The 17,890-nt window shown below is 38.3% G+C and carries 16 protein-coding genes and 1 pseudogene; 7 read left to right on the top strand and 10 right to left on the bottom strand.

What is annotated here, in order from left to right; translation table 11 throughout:
* Window positions 1-276: 276 nt before the first annotated feature.
* A complete protein-coding gene (locus tag AO843_RS12530; protein ID WP_054611438.1) occupies window positions 277-963 on the bottom strand; it encodes a Dph6-related ATP pyrophosphatase in 687 nt (228 codons plus the stop codon).
* 474 nt (window positions 964-1,437) lie between these two features.
* Between AO843_RS12530 and AO843_RS12525 the strand changes: the two are divergent.
* A pseudogene (locus AO843_RS12525) lies at window positions 1,438-2,092 on the top strand (HAD family hydrolase).
* Between the two features lie 43 nt (window positions 2,093-2,135).
* Here the strand turns inward: AO843_RS12525 and proS are convergent.
* From proS to AO843_RS12505, 4 genes are all read right to left on the bottom strand, one after another.
* Window positions 2,136-3,572, bottom strand: a complete 1,437-nt coding sequence (gene proS, locus AO843_RS12520; RefSeq protein ID WP_054611436.1) for a proline--tRNA ligase — start codon at window positions 3,570-3,572, stop codon at window positions 2,136-2,138.
* A 331-nt stretch (window positions 3,573-3,903) separates the two neighbouring features.
* On the bottom strand, window positions 3,904-5,619 hold the full coding sequence (locus AO843_RS12515; protein WP_231630135.1) for a putative bifunctional diguanylate cyclase/phosphodiesterase: 1,716 nt from the start codon (window positions 5,617-5,619) through the stop codon (window positions 3,904-3,906).
* A 389-nt stretch (window positions 5,620-6,008) separates the two neighbouring features.
* The gene (locus AO843_RS12510) at window positions 6,009-6,179 is read right to left on the bottom strand and encodes a hypothetical protein (protein WP_054611434.1); all 171 of its coding nucleotides are present in this window, start codon (window positions 6,177-6,179) and stop codon (window positions 6,009-6,011) included.
* A 198-nt stretch (window positions 6,180-6,377) separates the two neighbouring features.
* A complete protein-coding gene (locus tag AO843_RS12505) occupies window positions 6,378-6,527 on the bottom strand; it encodes a hypothetical protein (protein ID WP_004230023.1) in 150 nt (49 codons plus the stop codon).
* 264 nt (window positions 6,528-6,791) lie between these two features.
* On the opposite strand from AO843_RS12505, the gene AO843_RS12500 reads away from it, so the two are divergent.
* Window positions 6,792-7,703, top strand: a complete 912-nt coding sequence (locus AO843_RS12500) for a copper amine oxidase N-terminal domain-containing protein (RefSeq protein ID WP_054611433.1) — start codon at window positions 6,792-6,794, stop codon at window positions 7,701-7,703.
* Between the two features lie 52 nt (window positions 7,704-7,755).
* On the opposite strand, the gene AO843_RS12495 is transcribed toward AO843_RS12500, so the two are convergent.
* The 3 genes from AO843_RS12495 to AO843_RS12485 all read right to left on the bottom strand — a co-directional run bounded on the left by AO843_RS12495 (window position 7,756) and on the right by AO843_RS12485 (window position 10,042).
* Window positions 7,756-8,271 (bottom strand): DinB family protein, encoded by a 516-nt coding sequence (locus AO843_RS12495; protein WP_054611432.1) that lies wholly within the window; start codon window positions 8,269-8,271, stop codon window positions 7,756-7,758.
* A 55-nt stretch (window positions 8,272-8,326) separates the two neighbouring features.
* Entirely contained in the window at window positions 8,327-9,289 is a 963-nt protein-coding gene (locus AO843_RS12490; RefSeq protein WP_054611431.1) for a tyrosine recombinase XerC, read from the bottom strand.
* Window positions 9,290-9,628: 339 nt separating this feature from the next.
* Window positions 9,629-10,042, bottom strand: coding sequence for a hypothetical protein (locus AO843_RS12485; protein WP_054611430.1), 414 nt, complete (start codon window positions 10,040-10,042; stop codon window positions 9,629-9,631).
* A gap of 75 nt (window positions 10,043-10,117) precedes the next feature.
* Here AO843_RS12485 and AO843_RS12480 point away from each other — a divergent pair, with 75 nt between their 5' ends.
* The 3 genes from AO843_RS12480 (at window position 10,118) to AO843_RS12470 (ending at window position 13,443) form a co-directional block, all read left to right on the top strand.
* The gene (locus AO843_RS12480) at window positions 10,118-11,608 is read left to right on the top strand and encodes a circularly permuted type 2 ATP-grasp protein (protein ID WP_054611429.1); all 1,491 of its coding nucleotides are present in this window, start codon (window positions 10,118-10,120) and stop codon (window positions 11,606-11,608) included.
* Window positions 11,562-12,527, top strand: coding sequence for an alpha-E domain-containing protein (locus AO843_RS12475; protein ID WP_082389461.1), 966 nt, complete (start codon window positions 11,562-11,564; stop codon window positions 12,525-12,527). Before AO843_RS12480 ends, AO843_RS12475 begins: the two co-directional genes overlap by 47 nt.
* Window positions 12,528-12,588: 61 nt before the next feature.
* Window positions 12,589-13,443 carry a transglutaminase family protein gene (locus tag AO843_RS12470; protein ID WP_054611428.1) on the top strand — a complete coding sequence of 285 codons (855 nt, stop codon included), beginning with the start codon at window positions 12,589-12,591 and terminating at the stop codon, window positions 13,441-13,443.
* Between the two features lie 45 nt (window positions 13,444-13,488).
* On the opposite strand, the gene AO843_RS12465 is transcribed toward AO843_RS12470, so the two are convergent.
* A complete protein-coding gene (locus AO843_RS12465; RefSeq protein ID WP_054611427.1) occupies window positions 13,489-14,364 on the bottom strand; it encodes a tyrosine-type recombinase/integrase in 876 nt (291 codons plus the stop codon).
* 360 nt (window positions 14,365-14,724) lie between these two features.
* Between AO843_RS12465 and AO843_RS12460 the strand changes: the two genes are divergently transcribed.
* A complete protein-coding gene (locus tag AO843_RS12460; RefSeq protein ID WP_054611426.1) occupies window positions 14,725-15,519 on the top strand; it encodes an enoyl-CoA hydratase/isomerase family protein in 795 nt (264 codons plus the stop codon).
* A gap of 47 nt (window positions 15,520-15,566) precedes the next feature.
* Here the strand turns inward: AO843_RS12460 and AO843_RS12455 are convergent, their stop codons facing one another.
* On the bottom strand, window positions 15,567-16,382 hold the full coding sequence (locus AO843_RS12455; RefSeq protein WP_054611425.1) for an ATP-binding protein: 816 nt from the start codon (window positions 16,380-16,382) through the stop codon (window positions 15,567-15,569).
* Between the two features lie 292 nt (window positions 16,383-16,674).
* On the opposite strand from AO843_RS12455, the gene AO843_RS12450 reads away from it, so the two are divergent.
* Complete coding sequence (locus AO843_RS12450; protein WP_054611424.1) at window positions 16,675-17,850, top strand: aminotransferase class I/II-fold pyridoxal phosphate-dependent enzyme; 1,176 nt, start codon at window positions 16,675-16,677, stop codon at window positions 17,848-17,850.
* Window positions 17,851-17,890 lie beyond the last annotated feature (40 nt).

Below are 17,890 nucleotides of genomic sequence, written 5' to 3'. Positions count from 1 at the left end.
GACACTAATTGGTGTCTTAATTATACGACACCATTTAGTGTCTGGTCAATTATTATTTTGGACATTTTATTATAGATTCTATACCTATGAATTGAACGAAATACAAAAAAGAACAAAGGGGAGCACCTTTGTTCTTTTTATTCATCATTATGAACTATAAACATCCAGCCTTTGTTATTACATGCAGCACACGTCACAATGCGTTCATCATAGTTTCACAAAGATGAACGTCATGATTATCGATGTTTGTATTAAAGTTAAAATTAGATTTATATTTTATGCAAGTTCCAAGGGTAAAAATGCGTATTCTCCATCTCTAACAATCGGACATTTACGAACAGTGATGGGATATTGGAAAAGAGGTCCATCAATGACGGTTGTGTGGAATTCTCCACCTTCCCCACAAGGGTCGATGTTTCGGGCTTCAAGTTCTTTTATATAATCAGGTGTAAGTACTCGTCCTAAATCTTCCACTGTCATGCCTAATGATAAATTGACCGTAACGATCATCGTGACAAATCCTAAGTGAATAAATTCATCAACAGCTTCCCGATGATTCATCTCCCATAATGGCATGGCAAGCCGTAATCCAACCTTTTTTGTGATCTCATCATGCCAGCAACCATGTGCGGGCATATCTAAATCACCCGTAACTAATACCTCTGCCCCTTGATTTTTCGCCTTTTCTAAAAGATCTATGAATACACTTTCGTAATCTGCCCAACTTGCCGCAGCCGTATAGAGCGGTAATCCGATAGAATTAGCTTGGGCCTGTATAAGCTCAGGTGGCATGCCATGGGACCGAGAACGTTTCCCTTCTTCCTCCAGCATTACGATGAGCCCAATTGCCCGACCAACCTTTGTTGCTCTATATAAAGCTAAAACACTATCTTTTCCACCACTAAATGAAGCAATGAATTGAGAATCTTGTGCGTTATTTTTCCAGCCTGTTGTTTCCATCATTTCTTTTTCTCCTTTTACTGTACATCAAGATAGATTTTTCTAGCATCATTGATAAACTGAATGAATGTCGAATTTTGAAAATCACATCTTTATTTTATCACAAGTATGCTAGAATTCTGGATATATATGTTAAAGTGTAATTAGCTGAGGATATCAGCTTGTTGGGCCTGCCTCTTGCCTGAAGGAGCGATGAAACCTGGAAGATACTGCTAAACGTGAACTGTTTGAAGAAAACGGATTATCTAGTCATTCGGATTAACATAAATATCCAAATGGAGATGAAGTCACTGCAGTCTTTAACGCTGAACAAATATATGGACAACTTGCAATGATTGACGGGGAGATGATGAAGCTAGCTAGCGTATTTCCTATTAAATACGTTGCCATCTACTATTATCAAGAAAGCGAAGGTTCTAATAAAAGAATGCTTAATCAAAGGAAAGGTCGTGAAGGAAGTTGAACAGTTGTAAAGCCATGTTGTTTGATTTAGATAACACCCTACTTAATAGAGATATGGCAGTAGATAAATTGTTTCTCATGCTGGTAGAAAAGTGTTATATAGATGTCGATCATTCCATAAAAAATGACATGCGACAAAAATTTAAAGAGTATGATAAGAAGGATTTTGGCAAAAACGATAAAACAAAGGTTTTGGCATCACTTTTTGATGAGTTTCCACCAAGATATAAAATGCCCCGCCATGCTATTCAAGACTTTTGGAATCATCATTTTCCTCAATGTTTTTCTATAAACCAAGATACGATAACGATTATCAATTCTATAAAGAAGCAAGTAAAAGTGGGCATTATAACAAATGGCTCCGTAGAACGACAAAAGGCCAAAATATTTCACACGAATTTGGATCACTGTTTTGATACAATCATTATTTCTGACGAAGTAGGATGGCGTAAACCTGACAAGCGCATCTTTGAATTTGCCTTAAATAGGCTTCATGTAAATCCAGAGGATACCCTTTTCGTTGGAGATGACTTAGAAAAGGATATTGGTGGTTGTCAACAAGCAAATATAAAAGGTATATGGTTTAATCCATCTAAGAGCAAGAATGACACTGATATCCAGCCATATGCCGAGATTCATTCATTTGAGCTTATTAAGTTACTTAACATAGAAGAATAAAACCCTTGAGTTTTCGCCCAGGGGTTCACGTACTATTAATATGCTTGGGCAAACCAAACTGTATGTTTCGCTTCGTTTCCGCAGCAGATACAAGTAGTTTTCGTTGTTGGTGGATTGAATGGAATATTGCGAGTTGTGTATTTCGTTTCTTCCTTCACTTTTTCCTCGCATGTATCTTCCCCACACCATCCAGCAAGTACCCAGCCTGGAATCGTGCCGTTGTCTTTTGCTGTTTCAATGTGCTGCTGTAATTGCGGTAAAGTATCAATCGTCGTATGAGTGTTTGCATCTCGGAATTGACGAGCTTTTTCTAGTAAACGTGTTTGCATCGTTGTTAGTTCTTCCTCAATGGCTGTCACAACATGAGATAAATCAATTGTTTGTTTTTCATCTTCATCTCGTGCCATCAGTAAGGCTTGATTGTTTTCAAGGTCTCGAGGTCCTAATTCAATGCGAACAGGTACTCCTTTTAGTTCCCATTCATTAAACTTAAAGCCTGGCGATTGGTCTGAATCATCAAGACGTACGCGTATCCCTTTCGCTTTTAAAGCTGCAAAAATTTCATCCAGTTGCTCCATAATTTGAGGATTCTTTTTCCATGGTCCCACTGGAATTAAGACCACTTGTGTTGGTGCGATTCGAGGTGGTAATACTAGCCCTTGCTCATCACCATGCACCATAATAACAGAACCAATTAAACGGGTAGATGTCCCCCATGATGTTGTGTGTACATATTCGTGCTGATTTGCTTTATTTAAATATTTGATGTTAAAAGCTTCTGCAAATTTTGTGCCTAAATAATGGGACGTACCTGCTTGCACAGCCTTACCATTTTTCATCATAGCCTCAATAGAATACGTATCGACAGCACCTGCAAAACGTTCAGACGGCGTTTTTTGTCCGTCATAGACAGGAATTGCTAAGACTTGTTCCACCACTTCTTTATAAATATCTAGCATTTGCATCGTTTCTTTACGTGCATCTTCCTCATCCACATGAGCTGTATGCCCTTCCTGCCAGAGGAATTCTGAAGTACGAATGAAAGGTAGTGTCTTCTTTTCCCAGCGGAAGACATTTGCCCACTGGTTAATGAGGACAGGTAGATCACGGTAGCTTTTAATCCAATTTGAGTAGAGATGGCCAATCATCGTTTCCGATGTTGGACGAAGTGCTAAGCGTTCCTCTAATTGTTCTCCTGCTGCCTCTGTCACCCAAGGAAGCTCAGGTGAAAATCCTTCAATATGATCTTTTTCTTTTTGGAAGAATGATTCAGGAATTAACATTGGGAAATACGCATTTCGATGGCCTGTTTCTTTAAAGCGACGGTCCATAGCCTCCTGGATATGCTCCCAAATTTCATAGCCATCCGGTTTAAAGGCGATGCAGCCACGAACTGGTGTATAATCCATTAAATCTGCTTTTTGAATGGTTTCGATGTACCATTTTGAAAAATCTTCTAGTTGGTTTGACATTGTAATGACCTCCATTTTTTCTACTATCTGTTGAATCATGAAAAAAGCACAAAGCTGTCCTTGTTAAAAGGACGTCTTTGTGCTGGATCGACGTGGTACCACCTTGAATTTAGCCTTAAGCAAAGCTTAAAACCCTCTAGCGTTTGATAACGAAAACGACTCGGTTATGTTTTTCATAACTTCTCCGTGGTAGGTGTTCAGTAAAGAAGCGGTGCTATAGCTCTCAGCATGTGCTATATTTTCTGTTTCACAATTCTTACTTACTTGGCCACATCAACAAATTGTAATTCTTATTAAACTTCACTTTAGCAAAATCATTCAGGAATAGCAATCAATAATTGGAATTATCAGTGAAAGACTGTACGATTAAATTCGTAAAATCCTCTACAGATAGAGGTTTACTGAAATAATAGCCCTGTACAAATTCACAACCATGCTCCCGAAGTACGTTTAATTCAGCTTCCTCCTCGACCCCTTCTGCAACAACTTGTAGGTTGAGGGCATGTGCTAAAGAAATCATAGCGGAAATCATAGCGATACCTGATTTTTCAGGAACGATATCACGAACAAAAGCACGATCAATTTTAAGGACATCCACAGGGAATTTTTTTAAGTAATTTAACGATGAATAGCCTGTCCCAAAATCATCTAAAGAAATCGTAATACCTAGAGCTCGCAATTGATTGATAGTATTAATTAAATCCTCTGTATAATCAAGCATACTCATTTCCGTAATTTCAATTTCTAATAAATGTGGGTCAATGTCTGTTTCTGCAATGATTTCCTTAACCATATCTACAAAGCCTGATGTACTTATATGAATCGGTGAAATATTAACAGCAACACGTAATCTTAGTTTATGGGATTCATTCCAAAGTCGAGCTTGTGCACATGCCTTCCGCAGTACCCATACCCCAATATCATTTATCAGTCCACATTCTTCAGCAAACGGAATAAAACGATCTGGCGGAATATGCCCTAATTCCGGATCATACCAGCGCAGTAATGCCTCCATACCAATAACTGTGTCCGTTTTTAAATCAATTTTTGGCTGATAATGTAATTCCAAGCGATCCTTTTTTAAAGCTTGGTGCAATTTCGTCTCTAATAAAAGCCATTTATCGTTCGCTTCATCCATATTGTCACGGTAGAGGCGATATTGATTGCCCCGAGTAGATTTAGCTGCATACATCGCAATATCAGCGTTTTTCAATAACTCTTCTACAGAGTTTGCGTGATCTGGGAAAATACTAATACCAACACTGATACTTGCATAAAATTCATAGCTATCTACGACAAAGCTCTCATTAAAGACATTAATAATTTCTTTGGCCATTTCCTCTATGCGACTAACATCATTTAAAATCATGACAAATTCATCACTATTATGACGATAGAATGAATTAGAAGTATAATCAACATTGCGCAAACGTTTCGACATTTCCACTAAAAACATATCGCCGATAATATGACCAAGCCCATCGTTAATGTGTTTAAAACGATTCACATCAATGAAAAATAACGCAAACTTTTCTCCTGTACGTCGAGATTGATGGAATTCATTTTCTAAACGCTGTTCTAATTTACGACGATTTGGTAGCCCTGTTAATTCATCGTGATAGGCTATGTGGGTAATTTTTTTAATGTCCTTTTGCGCTGTAATATCGACACGTATAGCGATATATTGATAAGGCTTTCCCTGTTCATCAAGGAATGGGAAAATAGTTGTCTTCACCCAATATAAACTGCCATCTTTCGCACGATTACACACCTCGCCATTCCACATTTCACCATTACCGATTGTTCTCCACATCTCTCTAAAGAAAGATTTAGGATGATAGCCTGAGTTCAGTAAACGGTGATCTTGGCCTACTAATTCTTCACGCGTATACTTCGAAATTTTACAAAAATGATCATTAACAAAAGTAATTTTGCCAGTACGATCTGTAATAGCCACAATAATGGAACTATTCATTGCGGAAAAAATATCTTGTAATTCTTTAAGACTGTAGTTCATTTGATTACTACTAGGCGTGATATTCATCATTTTCATTCTCCATTCATTAAAATATGAAGGGTTTGGTACTTTTGCTTTATCTTACAGCGAGGTATAAAGTTGTGGTATATCGCCCTTTTTTATGTAATTATATTATAGTCTTAGAAAAGCAGTTAATTCAACCCAAATATCAAAACATTCAAAGCTACGTTTTATAGTTTTTGATAATAAAGTCAAAAAATGGCTATCATTAACACTCTAAAACTGTCTAATTATAAGGTTTTTGAATACTTTTGTACTATTGAAAGTGCTTTCTTTAGGCTATTTATCTATTAAATACAAAATACAAAGATGGCAACTTATATGATTGTCGATTTGTTAATTTTATGTTACACAAAAATGCCTTACTGTCAGATTTTAGCAGTAAGGCATTTTAATAGCTATGAGACCTCATATTCTATTGATCCTCCCGATGTTTTAGCATGCTCATTATATGCATTTAACTGCTCTTGAGATAAATTTAAAATATAATAGTGAAAATTTATGGGCTCTAATCCATGTTTCTCACATATATGTCGGTAAAATTCATAGCCTTCTCGATAATCTGTCATCCTCATTACTTCCTTTCGCTTTACGACTTCACCTTGAATTAACAACAGTTGTTTGATATAGATAATAACAGTCTACTTTAGAGGTCAAAGAATTTTCTGAAATCTCTTTTTGAATGACGAAAGCCCAGTCCATTTTGTTTAGTATGGCTGGGCTTTTCATAAAATATTCACGTCGGCTTCCGTTATCACCATATCCTTTTAAATTCCTAATTGTTTTGCTTGCATGTTATAGGCAGAAAGCTGTTGCTGTGATAACTGTAATACATAATAGCGGAAAGAAATTGGTTCTAATCCATAACGCTCACACATTTCACAATAAAATTCATAACCATCTCGATACTTTGACATTAAAAATTCCTCCTCGGTTGAAAACTGTTTTATAACAGTTGTTTTTATTTTTATTTAATATATAACAGATTATGTGTGACGTCAAGAGCTTATGACAGAAAAAATCCTGTTGAGTTTGAAAAAAAGACGCTTGTTCTATTCCATTTATACTTTTGGCTATGCTTTTATAACCATCCAAAATATGTATGTTTCTTAGTCATTAAATGGTAAAATGATGTTGGATTTTAAACAATATTTTTACCTTTTCGGATGGAGGAAATACATATGAAGAAGATCTTTGTGGGATTTATACTAATGTTTGGCTTTGGGATTATAGCAAATACGTCTGCACTTGCAAATCCTCTTGCTAAACCAGATGTGGAAGTTAGACCGATCGAAGTTGTTGTCAATGGCGAATTTATAAAGATGGATGTTCATCCTCTGATGGAACATAACCGTCTTTTTGTCCCAATCCGTGCGCTTGCATCGCTTGGTCTTTCATATAGTTTTAACCCTAAGACTAAAGTGACGACCGTACAAAACAAAGATGGAGATTACTTGAAAATTACTACAGATAGCAGCACCGCCTCAAAAAATGGAAAAGTGATACAAATGGAAGTTCCTGCTCTAAACCGCAATGGCCGTATGCTTGTTCCGCTAAGATTTGTCTCAGAATCATTGGGATACAACATATATTTTGAAACCATTCGTAAATTTGTTTTTATTAATGCCAAAGACTATTCGTTTGATTCGTCAATACTGTATCAGGGTGATCTGCAAGCAGCACGAAAAGCTGCTATTTCCCTTCCAATCATGGCGAATTTCAAGACACTAGGGACATTTCTGGGTTATCGCATACACAGTTATGCCTTCCCTATTGGTCGAGCAGATGTGTATTATTTACTTGATGGTATGTTTACATTCGTGAAAATCAAAAATGGTCAAGCAATCGCTATCGGACAGTTATTCCGGGAGCGAAGAGTACCCTCAATAGCAGCTGGGAATATTTCACCCGACTTTAGTTTGGATACAGACCCAATCATGGAACCTTATAATCATGGCAATGTAACCTTTTCAGAAAATGATGATGGGACAGCTGGAGCGATTTACAATGATATGAAAGGACTTTCTGTGGAAAAGGAAATCAAGATGAGCGTTTATTCAGATCTGATACAGAAGCTGCCTGACCAAAAATAAATGTACAATAAATTACCCATCTATCTGCTTCATGGATAGATGGGTTTTAAAATTAATTTTGTACTTGTGGCCAACTATTTTTTATTTCCTGAATTTGCTGGATATGCCGCTGTTCATGGTAATAAATCTGCTCAATCCATTGATCGAGTGGACATTCACCAAGAGCAGGATGCTTAACAGAGTGCTTCGCTAAAATCTCAGTATCCACAAGAGTTTCTAAAAAAGTAAGGAAATTTGTTCTCGTTGTTGCTAATAATTCTAGCATTTTTTGAACGTGGAAAGTATCCTCTGAAGGCTCCACTATGGCTGGTGCTTGGAACTTTCGTGTACGGTCTAACAAATGTCGCAGATCCATTCGAGCCGGAGATGACTGTTCTTGTGTTTTTAAGCCCCATGCAACAGCCTTCCTTGTGGCTTCCTCTACTAAAATAAGATGATGACAGATTTGTGCTATGCTCCAGTTTTGTTCGTCTGGTTTGTCGTTAAATTGAGTATCACTTAAAAGTTTGATCTCCTGAAGTAGTTGTGCCCTTGTGGCATCGAGTTGATCTTTTATTTGTAAAATCATACGCTACCCCTTTCATTCGTTATACCTCTATATATTCGACACTGTTGGATGAAAGTCATCTTTCACGCACAATATTAAATGGGTTACTTTCTAAAACATGTTGTAGCTGCTCATCTTCAATATGTGTATAAATTTGAGTGGTTGCTACACTTGAATGCCCTAAAATATGCTGTAAGCTCCGGATATCTGCTCCTGCTTTATACATCATTGTTGCAGAGGTATGGCGCAGCTTATGGGGTGTCAGTCGTTCCTTTTGAAGACCTGATTGCTGATTAATACGTTTCACAATTTTGGCAACAGTTTGTCGCGTAAAGCGTGTTCCTTTTTGTGAGACGAAAAGGGGCTCATCCCCATCCCCCTTATATGGTGTTTTCCCACTATTTTCATAGTCCGCGAGTGCCTGCATACAGCTATCATTCAAATAGACAGTACGCTCCTTATTGCCCTTCCCGACAACAGTTAAATAGCGTCCTTGAATGGATGTATGATTGAGCTGGCAAAGCTCCGTCACCCGAATTCCTAAGTTTAAGAAAAACATCATCATACAGTAATTTCTTGGTGATGCTTGATTGGCAGGTATTCCATCGATAAATTGTTCGGCTTCCTGAAGATTCATATAGATGGGTCTTTTTCGGCCAATTTTAGGCGTTTCTAATTCTTCTGCCGGGTTTTCCTCAATAAGTCTCCGTTTGCCTTTTAAATATTTGAATAAGGATTTTAATGTCGCCACTTTCCGTGCCCTTGAAGCAGCAGAATTTCCACGCTGTACCTCACAGTACTCCATAAAGTAATAAAGATCCTCCAATGTAATTTCGCGAATTTCATCTATTGTAGTTGTGGCAATGTCAATGGCTGCTAAATTTTCTGTATCCAAATCTTCCTGAACTGCCTTATGGAAACGGAAAAATAAAGTCAAATCATATTCGTACTCTTTTCTTGTGCGCTGTGACTTTCCTTTTATGGTTGTTAAATACACAAGAAAATCCTTCATGAATTTTGGTTGCTTCGTTTTTTGCATGCACATCACCCCTATTTGCTCTATTTTACCATGAAAAAACGTTCCCAAATATAAATTTGGGAACTTTATTGAAAAAATATGCCTTTTTTAAGAGTTTCGGAACAAAAGTTCTGTTTTGTGTTCATAAAAAAAGATCCCCTTTTTTATAGGGGATCTTCTATCTAAATAAGAAAAGATTTATGACAGTTGTTGGTTTTTAGGCATAAAGTTCACGTTCGAAGAATATTAAAATCTAGTATACTTCTATTACTTTGTGAGACGCCTCGAAAAAAAGTAAGACGGATAACTGTCCATGTCGATTCGTCTCACAACGCGCATGGAATTATTTGGATAAAATGATTATTTTACAAAAACCGAGTACTTATTATCGGCTTGCTTTGTTAGTAACCAGTTTGTCGATAACATTTGCTGAAGTCTTGTGACCGTTTCCTCATCACACGTTAAGTGTTGGATACCAGTTTCTAAAAGTTGGTAATCCACTCCTTCTTCAAGGTTAAAGCGCAGGTGCAATAAACGTTGGATGCCAGGCAATGTTACATACTTAATTCGATAATGGCCATGTAACGCATCTAAGAAATCTTGTTCTCCTACCTGGAAAAGTGCCATTGTTTCACTAAACTCATAGTTTGGTACTTGCTCCTGCCAAGCTGATACATTCCCCGCTCGTAAAGCGCCTAATATTTCCTCGTCTGAATAATTTAATTTAGATAGTTTATCGAGTTCATAAGCTTGCATTAAATTAATGATTGTCATGATTGTTAGCTCCTTTTATGTATTTACACACAGTGTAACATGTTTTTATCACTACTTAAATTCGGAGGGATCCATATGATGAATTTATATGATTCTAGTCTGTTTTTCGATGAAATGTTTGATGGCAATCAACCAAAGCCTCATTACCGATCTTTTCATCATAAGTTATCCATTTTTTCGCAGGAGCAACTTGAAGAGAAATATCGCCAAGCACAAGCAAGCTTTCTTAGACAAGGAATTACATTTACTGTCTATGGTGCACAAGATGGAACCGAGCGTACCATGCCCTTTGATTGCGTACCTATTATTATTCCTCAATCTCAGTGGGCAATTATTGAGGCAGGTGTCAAACAACGTGTGGAAGCGCTAAATTTTTTTTTACAAGATGTGTATGATCAGCAAAGGATCATTCGTGATGGCCATATCCCTAGACAGCTTGTCGAAAACAATCCATACTTCTCATTAACCATGCTGGGGCTCAAGGTGCCAATAGCCAATCATATATTTTTAGCTGGTATCGATTTAATACGGGATGAAAATGGTGATTATTTTGTATTGGAGGATAATTTACGGAATCCTTCTGGCATTTCTTATGTCTTTGAAAATCGTGATGTAATGAAGGAGGTATATCCTGAATTTTTCTCGAAGCATACAATAGTATCTCTTGATAAGCAGATGGCTAATATGAAAAAAGCCCTTCTTGCACATCGTCCATCCACTATGACAGAAGAGCGGGAACCAAAAGCTGTGCTGCTAACAGCTGGTATGTACAATTCAGCCTATTATGATCACGTATTTTTAGCCCAGCATTTAACGATTCAACTGGTAGAAGGCCGCGATTTAGTAGTGCAGGATTTGAAAGTTTATATGAAAACCATCTACGGTTTACAGCAAATCGATATTATTTATCGTCGTATCGATGATGATTTTTTAGATCCAGTTGCATTTCGTGAAGATTCTTTATTAGGTGTTCCTCACCTAATGGAAGCCTATCAAGCAGGAAATGTGGCCATTTTAAATGCTGTTGGCAACGGTGTTGCAGACGATAAGGCGATGTATGCATATGTCCCTGACATGATTCGTTATTACCTACAGGAAGAGCCGATATTACCGAATGTGAAAACTTATCATTTAAAAGATGATCAGCAACGAGCATGGGTGCTGGAGCATATTAGGGAGCTAGTCATTAAAAATGTAAGTGCATCTGGTGGCTATGATATGCTGATTGGCCCCCATGCAAGTGAAAAAGAAATCGCTTTGTTTAAGGAAAAAATTATGAAACATCCCTATCAATATATTGCCCAACCAACCATCAAATTGTCCAGAGCGCCAGCCTTTCAAAATGGGCGATTCTATCCTTGCCATGTGGATTTACGAGTTTATGTCATAAAGGGTGAGGATTGTTATGTATTGCCAGGAGGTTTATCTCGAGTGGCGTTACAAGAAGGATCACTAGTCGTGAATTCATCACAAGGCGGTGGTGCTAAGGATACATGGATATTAAAGGAGGAGTTGCAGCATGCTGAGTCGAGTAGCCGACGCGTTATACTGGATGGCAAGGTATAGTGAACGCACACAAACCAATGCACATATATTACAGGTACAGCTGTTGAATATGTTGGAGCAATCTGGACAGGAACATGATTATATTGATCATTGGGAAGCTGTTTTAAATATTTGCGCATCAAAGGAGGAGTACTTAGCCAATTATACTGCTATACGTGTTAACCCATTGATTGATTATTTACTGTTTTCTGAGAAAAATGGCAACGCCCTCCATGTTACGTTAAGGGCAATTCGAGAAAATGCGCGGGTTACGCGAGATAGTATACCAGCAGAGCTATGGGAAATACAAAATACCTTTTATTTAACAAAGCAACAGGCCATACTAACAATGGATCGGCCTATCCCATTAATTGATCTTCAAGCGTTTTTACAGGAAGTTCGGAAGACTTTATGGATGGTGACTGGCCTGATCGAGAGCACGATGGATCGGGATCTCCCCTTTTATTTCATGCAGATTGGGCAATGGTTGGAACGAGCAGAAAAAACAATTCGGATGACATTAATAATTCTCGAACAACAGAAAATGACACGCCTTTCACTTAATGAGATTGATGGCACATTTTTGTTGGAGCTTTCAGCCGCAAAGGAATCATTTTTGCAGAAGTATCGCCAAACAAATCTATTGTCGGTCATTCGATACTTATTACAAGATGAGCATTATCCTTGCTCAGTCATGTTTTGTCTGAAGAAAATGGAAGAAGCCATTACAGCTATCGAACATGATCCTTTGTCGCCTAGATTTTTAACGCTTCATTCGACCATCAAAAGCTTTGTCTTAGCAATTGATCATATTGATTTCTGGTCAATGAACGTTGAGGAAGCCATCATAATAATGGAGGAAAGATTGAGTCAATGGATAGCATTTAGCGAAACATTCTCGACAATCTATCATTTATATGAACCCAGCGTACAACCTTGAAAGGAAACCATCACAGCTCCCTGTCAACAGGCAAGTCAGTAAGCAAAAGGAAGCGGACACGATGAAATTTGAAATTCAACATACAAATATTTTTCAGTACGAATCTGAAGTCGATCAAAGCTTGAATACAATTCGCTTAAAGCCGCGCAGTGACGAGCGTCAACGTTTGTTATCCTATCGAATTGCGATTACCCCGTCTTCTCTTACCCGTGAACATACGGATATTTGGGGAAATACAGTAGGTTCATTTTATATTCCTGAGCAGCATCAAGTACTCGAAATTCATACATCGTCAATTGTAAGTATCCAGCGTGCGCCATTTATTCATCGAATTCAATATTCACCCGAAATGCAGACAATTTTTCACTCACAGCTATTTTACGAACATTATCTTCCTTACTTAAAGACAACTCATTTTACGTTTATGACAGACCAACAATTAGAGGAAGTTTTTCATGCAATTGGTCATGCTGAAAATCCAGTCCTCTTTTCGCTTAATTTAATGCAATACTTATATTCTAGCTTTGAATACGACCCGTCAGCAACAGATGTTACAACCACTGCCAGTGAGGCTTTTGCGCTAAAGCGTGGAGTTTGCCAGGATTTCACTCATGTTATGCTTGGTGTATTGCGCTCTAAAGGAATTCCAGCTCGTTATGTTAGTGGTTATTTATATGTCGATGAAAATTCAGCGCTCATCGGCGATATTGCGACACATGCATGGGTAGAAGTAATGATACCAGGTATTGGCTGGATTGGCCTTGATCCCACAAATAATGTGGAAGTATTAGAAAATCATATTATTTTGTGTATTGGTCGGGATTATAGTGATATAAGCCCAGTTGAAGGGGTTTATTCGGGAGGCAAACATGATTTAACGGTCAAAGTAAGTGTCAAAGCATTAAATCATTTGTAATGAGACGTGCAGTAATGGCAAGAAAACGCGATTGCTGCACTTTTTTTATTCAAGGCGTTGCTGTCTTTCTGTTAGCACCCATTTGCGGACATAGCCCATTTCTTGCTGAATATGTTCAAGCGTTTTTTCCTGTTGGAAAGCCCTTTGCATAACGGTATATCGCAAATCAGTCGCTCTCACATTCTTTCCAATATCCTTTGACATCGTTTGAAAAATACGTTCCACTGTCTTTGTCGTAATCGGCTTTGTCAAGCTTGTCTCACTCACCCACACCCATTCCCCTATTTCTTGCTCATGCATGTCTTCTGTTTCTTCCTTATAATGTGCAAGCATGTCCATTAGTATGGACGAACACTTTATTTCACGACGTCCATTTCGATTAGCAATATAAAGAGTTGCGTTTTCTTTATGAAAATGAGCCCATTTCATGCGTACAAGCTCTGCGGGCTTACAACCTGTTTCCATCAAAACCTGAACAATACTACCATTGCGTCTCGCCAGCCATGCATGCTCCTGTGTTTTTGCATATTGAAAATAAATTGGCCAAACATTAGCAATTTGTCCGATTTCCTTGTTTGTCAGTACTTGTAGCGCCTCTTTTTTCCTTTTCTTCGGCTGTAAAATATGTTGATAATCAAAAGGCTCCACCCATTCTCGTAAGAAAATAAAGTCTACAAAACCACGTAAAGTTGCTATTTTATGATTAAATGTATTGATATTGCTGTAAGTTTCCTTTAAATAGTCGCAATAAATTTGTAATAACTCATGAATTTGATGATCGACATACAAATATTTTTTTTCATGGGCAAACGATAAAAAGTGCTGACCATCCATGTTGTACTGCTTCATAGTGGCTGCACTTTTCTTTAATGACTGCAGCAGTAATACATAACTATTCCATGCATCCTTAAGTGTGATCACAAGTTCCCTCCTTGTATGCTGAGCGTTTTATAATTATAGTTTACTATATTTTGGGTGCGTATGTTCTTTTTCTATTTTTACTTTGTAATGTCGGATAATCTGTATTTAAGGTTCATCACTGCTACGCTCATTTAAATGCTCCTTACGTAAGTAAAAACATATGTTCGCGTACTAGTTTCTCACATCTTTTGCTTTCTTACAATAGTAAATTCCGCTCCCCTATTGTAGAACAAATGCTATCTATTCCATCTATTTTTATATAACAATGCAATTTTATATGAAAATTCGTATAATTTCGTGTTTATCATTCATTGTGTTATATAATAATGGTATATACGAACATGTAGGAGGCTCTCTGATATGCAAGTAAAGACGACTCGACTGGAAGCAGAAGATGCAAAAATCATATATCAAGAAACTGCTGGGCTAGCCATTATTACGATCCATCGTCCACAAGCTAAGAATGCGTTAACCGCCAATATGTGGGATCAATTAGCAAAAATTGCCCAACAAGTATTAGATAATCCGAAAAATAAAGTACTTATTTTACGAGGCTCTGGCCAAAACTTCACAGCTGGCTCCGATATTAAAGAATTTAATGCCATCTCTCTCGATAAGGCTGAGGAGGCGTTTATACATATGGAAAAAACCATTTCCACAATTGAGCGCTTGCCGATACCTACGATTGGTGTCATTAACGGTCCTGCGATGGGTGCTGGCTTGGAATTGGCGTTAGCCTGCGACATCCGTATTGGCTCTGACAAAGCGAAACTCGGGATTCCTGTTGGTAAATTAGGCATCACCTTAAATAATAAATTTGCTCAGCGTTTAGTACAACTCGTTGGCCCTGCCACAACAAAGGACTTAGTCTTTACGGGGCGAATGTTTAAAGCAGAGGAAGCCTATAAGCACGGGATGCTCAACTACCTAGTAGCTGAAAAGGATTTAAATAAATACATGATCCGCATGGGTAAGCTTGTGGCGGGAATGTCACCAGAATCCTTACTGGCGGTGAAGCAATCCGTCCAAGAATGTTTAGATAGTGTTCCAACCTTATGGCAAGGCTCCACGCCATTTGTAGGTAGTGATTTTACAGAAGGCTGCCTGGCATTCGTTGAAAAGCGCCAGCCACAGTTTACGCGTCAACCTAAATAAAAAACAGGTACTCTTTTCGCCAAGGCGCGACAGGAGTACCTGTTTTTTTATGACTTTTTCTTTTGTATTACTGACTTGGCATGAACATGGATTGCATCCAATTCATAGCCAAAATGCTGATAAAACTCCGTTTGCACATCTTGTTGTAAGGCATATAAACGTGCTGCTAATGGATAATCAATCGGCAACTTTACCTGGATGGTCAATATGGCTTGGACCTGATCACCTAGCACAAATTGGGCTTGCTCCACCTTTTGTACAAAATCGTGTTTTTGACAGCAATAGGTAAGCAACTGGACATATACATGCTTGCTAATTTCAATATACTCCCGTTGAAAATCAGGACGAACAATGGTTGTTTCCCCAATCTTTTCACGTTTTGTTGAAAAAATCTCCATCCCCCTTTGCACTAGTCGTTTAAAGAAATTTTGCTCCACTTGTCGATAGGGAATCGGCATCACATGCTTCCCTTGCGTTTGGCGGATAAAGCGAGCTTTTTGAATGTCCTTAAAGGAACGAACATCTTCCACATCATAATAATGCTCGATAGGTCCCAGCTCCAGCTGCTTGGCAATACTGTTTGTCATTTTCGTGGACGTCCCAATAAGCAAAATAGACTCCACACGATGGCTAGCTAGCGCTTTCTTTACAGCCTCACGGTGCTCCTGATCCGAAAAAATGGCACGCCGTACAGCGGTAATTGTATTTTTTTCAAACTTGGCAGAAACTCCTGCGACTCGCACGCCGTTTACAATGAGTAATCCATCATCAATAATCGCCTGTACCCCTATCTTATGGGCAAAAGATAGGGCACTTGTACTTTTTCCTGTGCCACTTGGTCCACTTAACGAATAAACCTTCAAAGCCCTCTCCCCCCTAATTAATTAACTTCTCATTATCTTGTTGTTTGACCAATCGGTTCGCAACAAGGTTCCCCTCCGAAAACTTTATGTTAAGTATAATACAACTTCTACATTTACGGTATTTACAGTAGATTTCCCCAACATTAGGCAATCTATTTTCGCTAGCCTATACGCACATCCTCTTCATTATATAAATATTTTCTTTTTTCAGAATATCTGTCCCTTTCTGTGCTTTAGTATGATAAAATGTGAACTACTATTCTGTTATACAACTACAAGGAGTGTACTAGTCTTGAAAATCGTACCATCTAAAAAAATGTCATTATTTACACCAGCAATTTTCGGAGATTTGAAAAATTTTGCGAGAGAGCAGCAAGCAAAGGGCATGACCCTGATTGACTTAAGCTTAGGAAGCCCGGATCTTCCTCCTCATGCCAAAATTCGCGAGCATCTATCTTATCGAGCAGGTTTAGCTGAATCATATGGCTATACACTGACAGGTACACAGCGTTTTTATGAGGCAGTTAGTCGCTACTATAAGCGCCGTAGCAACGTTGAATTAGATCCTGCTACAGAAATCATTCAAACCATTGGCTCTCAAGAAGGCTTAGTGCACCTTCCAATGGCCTTTTGTGATCCAGGAGACATTGTGCTATCCACAAATCCAGCTTACGTTGCGTATGACGCAGGCATTCATTTAGCTGGTGCAACACCCTACTACATGCCTCAAACAGCTGACAACAACTATTTACCTGACTTAGAGGCTGTACCAGAAGATATTGCCCAAAAAGCAAAGCTATTGATTTTAAACTTACCTGGAAATCCAGTACCGGCAATGCCATCTTTAGCATATTTTGAAAAAGTCATTGCGTTTGCAAAAAAATATAACATCATCGTTCTCCATGATGCTGCCTATTCTGAGTTTTATTTTACCGGCGATGGCCCGATCAGTTTCCTTTCTACTCCCGGTGCAAAAGAGGTAGGTATGGAAATTAACTCACTTTCCAAAAGCTTTAGCCTTGCAGGAACCCGTATTGCCTATATTGCAGGGAATGCTGAAATGATCGCAATTTTAAAGCAATTAAAATCGAATTTAGACTTCGGTATTTTTGAGCCTATTCAAGATGCAGCAGTGGTTGCTCTCGATCACGCTGAAGAAATAACGGAAAGCCTACGAGCAACTTTCTCAGAGCGTCATAGAACACTTATGAATGGCTTACAAGCATTAGGTTGGGACGCAGCCCCTTCCAATGGTGGCATGTTCGTTTGGGCGAAATATCCATACGATATTGACTGCACAGAGCTTGCCTTTAAATTGATTGAACAGGTCGGCATTGTTACTGTTCCTGGTACCGTGTTTGGAACGGCAGGACAAGGTTATCTACGCTTAGCATTGGTTCAACCAGCAGAAATCCTCCAGGAAGCTGTTGATCGATTAGCCCAGGTACAATTAATACCACAAAGATAAGCTTTAGCAACTGATAAAAACCCTTCTAACTTTGTGTTAG

The sequence above is a fragment of the Lysinibacillus sp. ZYM-1 genome (assembly GCF_001308875.1).
Lineage (GTDB): Bacteria > Bacillota > Bacilli > Bacillales_A > Planococcaceae > Lysinibacillus.
This window is presented reverse-complemented; position numbering and strand designations above follow the sequence as displayed.

Coding starts and splice junctions, on each gene's coding strand:
- AO843_RS12490 (WP_054611431.1), bottom strand. CDS start 9,289: ATGCAAAAAACGAAGCAACCAAAATTCATGAAGGATTTTCTTGTGTAT.
- AO843_RS12495 (WP_054611432.1), bottom strand. CDS start 8,271: ATGATTTTACAAATAAAAGATCAACTCGATGCCACAAGGGCACAACTA.
- AO843_RS12460 (WP_054611426.1), top strand. CDS start 14,725: ATGCAAGTAAAGACGACTCGACTGGAAGCAGAAGATGCAAAAATCATA.
- AO843_RS12510 (WP_054611434.1), bottom strand. CDS start 6,179: ATGACAGATTATCGAGAAGGCTATGAATTTTACCGACATATATGTGAG.
- AO843_RS12475 (WP_082389461.1), top strand. CDS start 11,562: ATGCTGAGTCGAGTAGCCGACGCGTTATACTGGATGGCAAGGTATAGT.
- AO843_RS12500 (WP_054611433.1), top strand. CDS start 6,792: ATGAAGAAGATCTTTGTGGGATTTATACTAATGTTTGGCTTTGGGATT.
- AO843_RS12470 (WP_054611428.1), top strand. CDS start 12,589: ATGAAATTTGAAATTCAACATACAAATATTTTTCAGTACGAATCTGAA.
- AO843_RS12515 (WP_231630135.1), bottom strand. CDS start 5,619: ATGATGAATATCACGCCTAGTAGTAATCAAATGAACTACAGTCTTAAA.
- AO843_RS12485 (WP_054611430.1), bottom strand. CDS start 10,042: ATGACAATCATTAATTTAATGCAAGCTTATGAACTCGATAAACTATCT.
- AO843_RS12480 (WP_054611429.1), top strand. CDS start 10,118: ATGATGAATTTATATGATTCTAGTCTGTTTTTCGATGAAATGTTTGAT.
- AO843_RS12505 (WP_004230023.1), bottom strand. CDS start 6,527: ATGTCAAAGTATCGAGATGGTTATGAATTTTATTGTGAAATGTGTGAG.
- AO843_RS12530 (WP_054611438.1), bottom strand. CDS start 963: ATGATGGAAACAACAGGCTGGAAAAATAACGCACAAGATTCTCAATTC.
- proS (WP_054611436.1), bottom strand. CDS start 3,572: ATGTCAAACCAACTAGAAGATTTTTCAAAATGGTACATCGAAACCATT.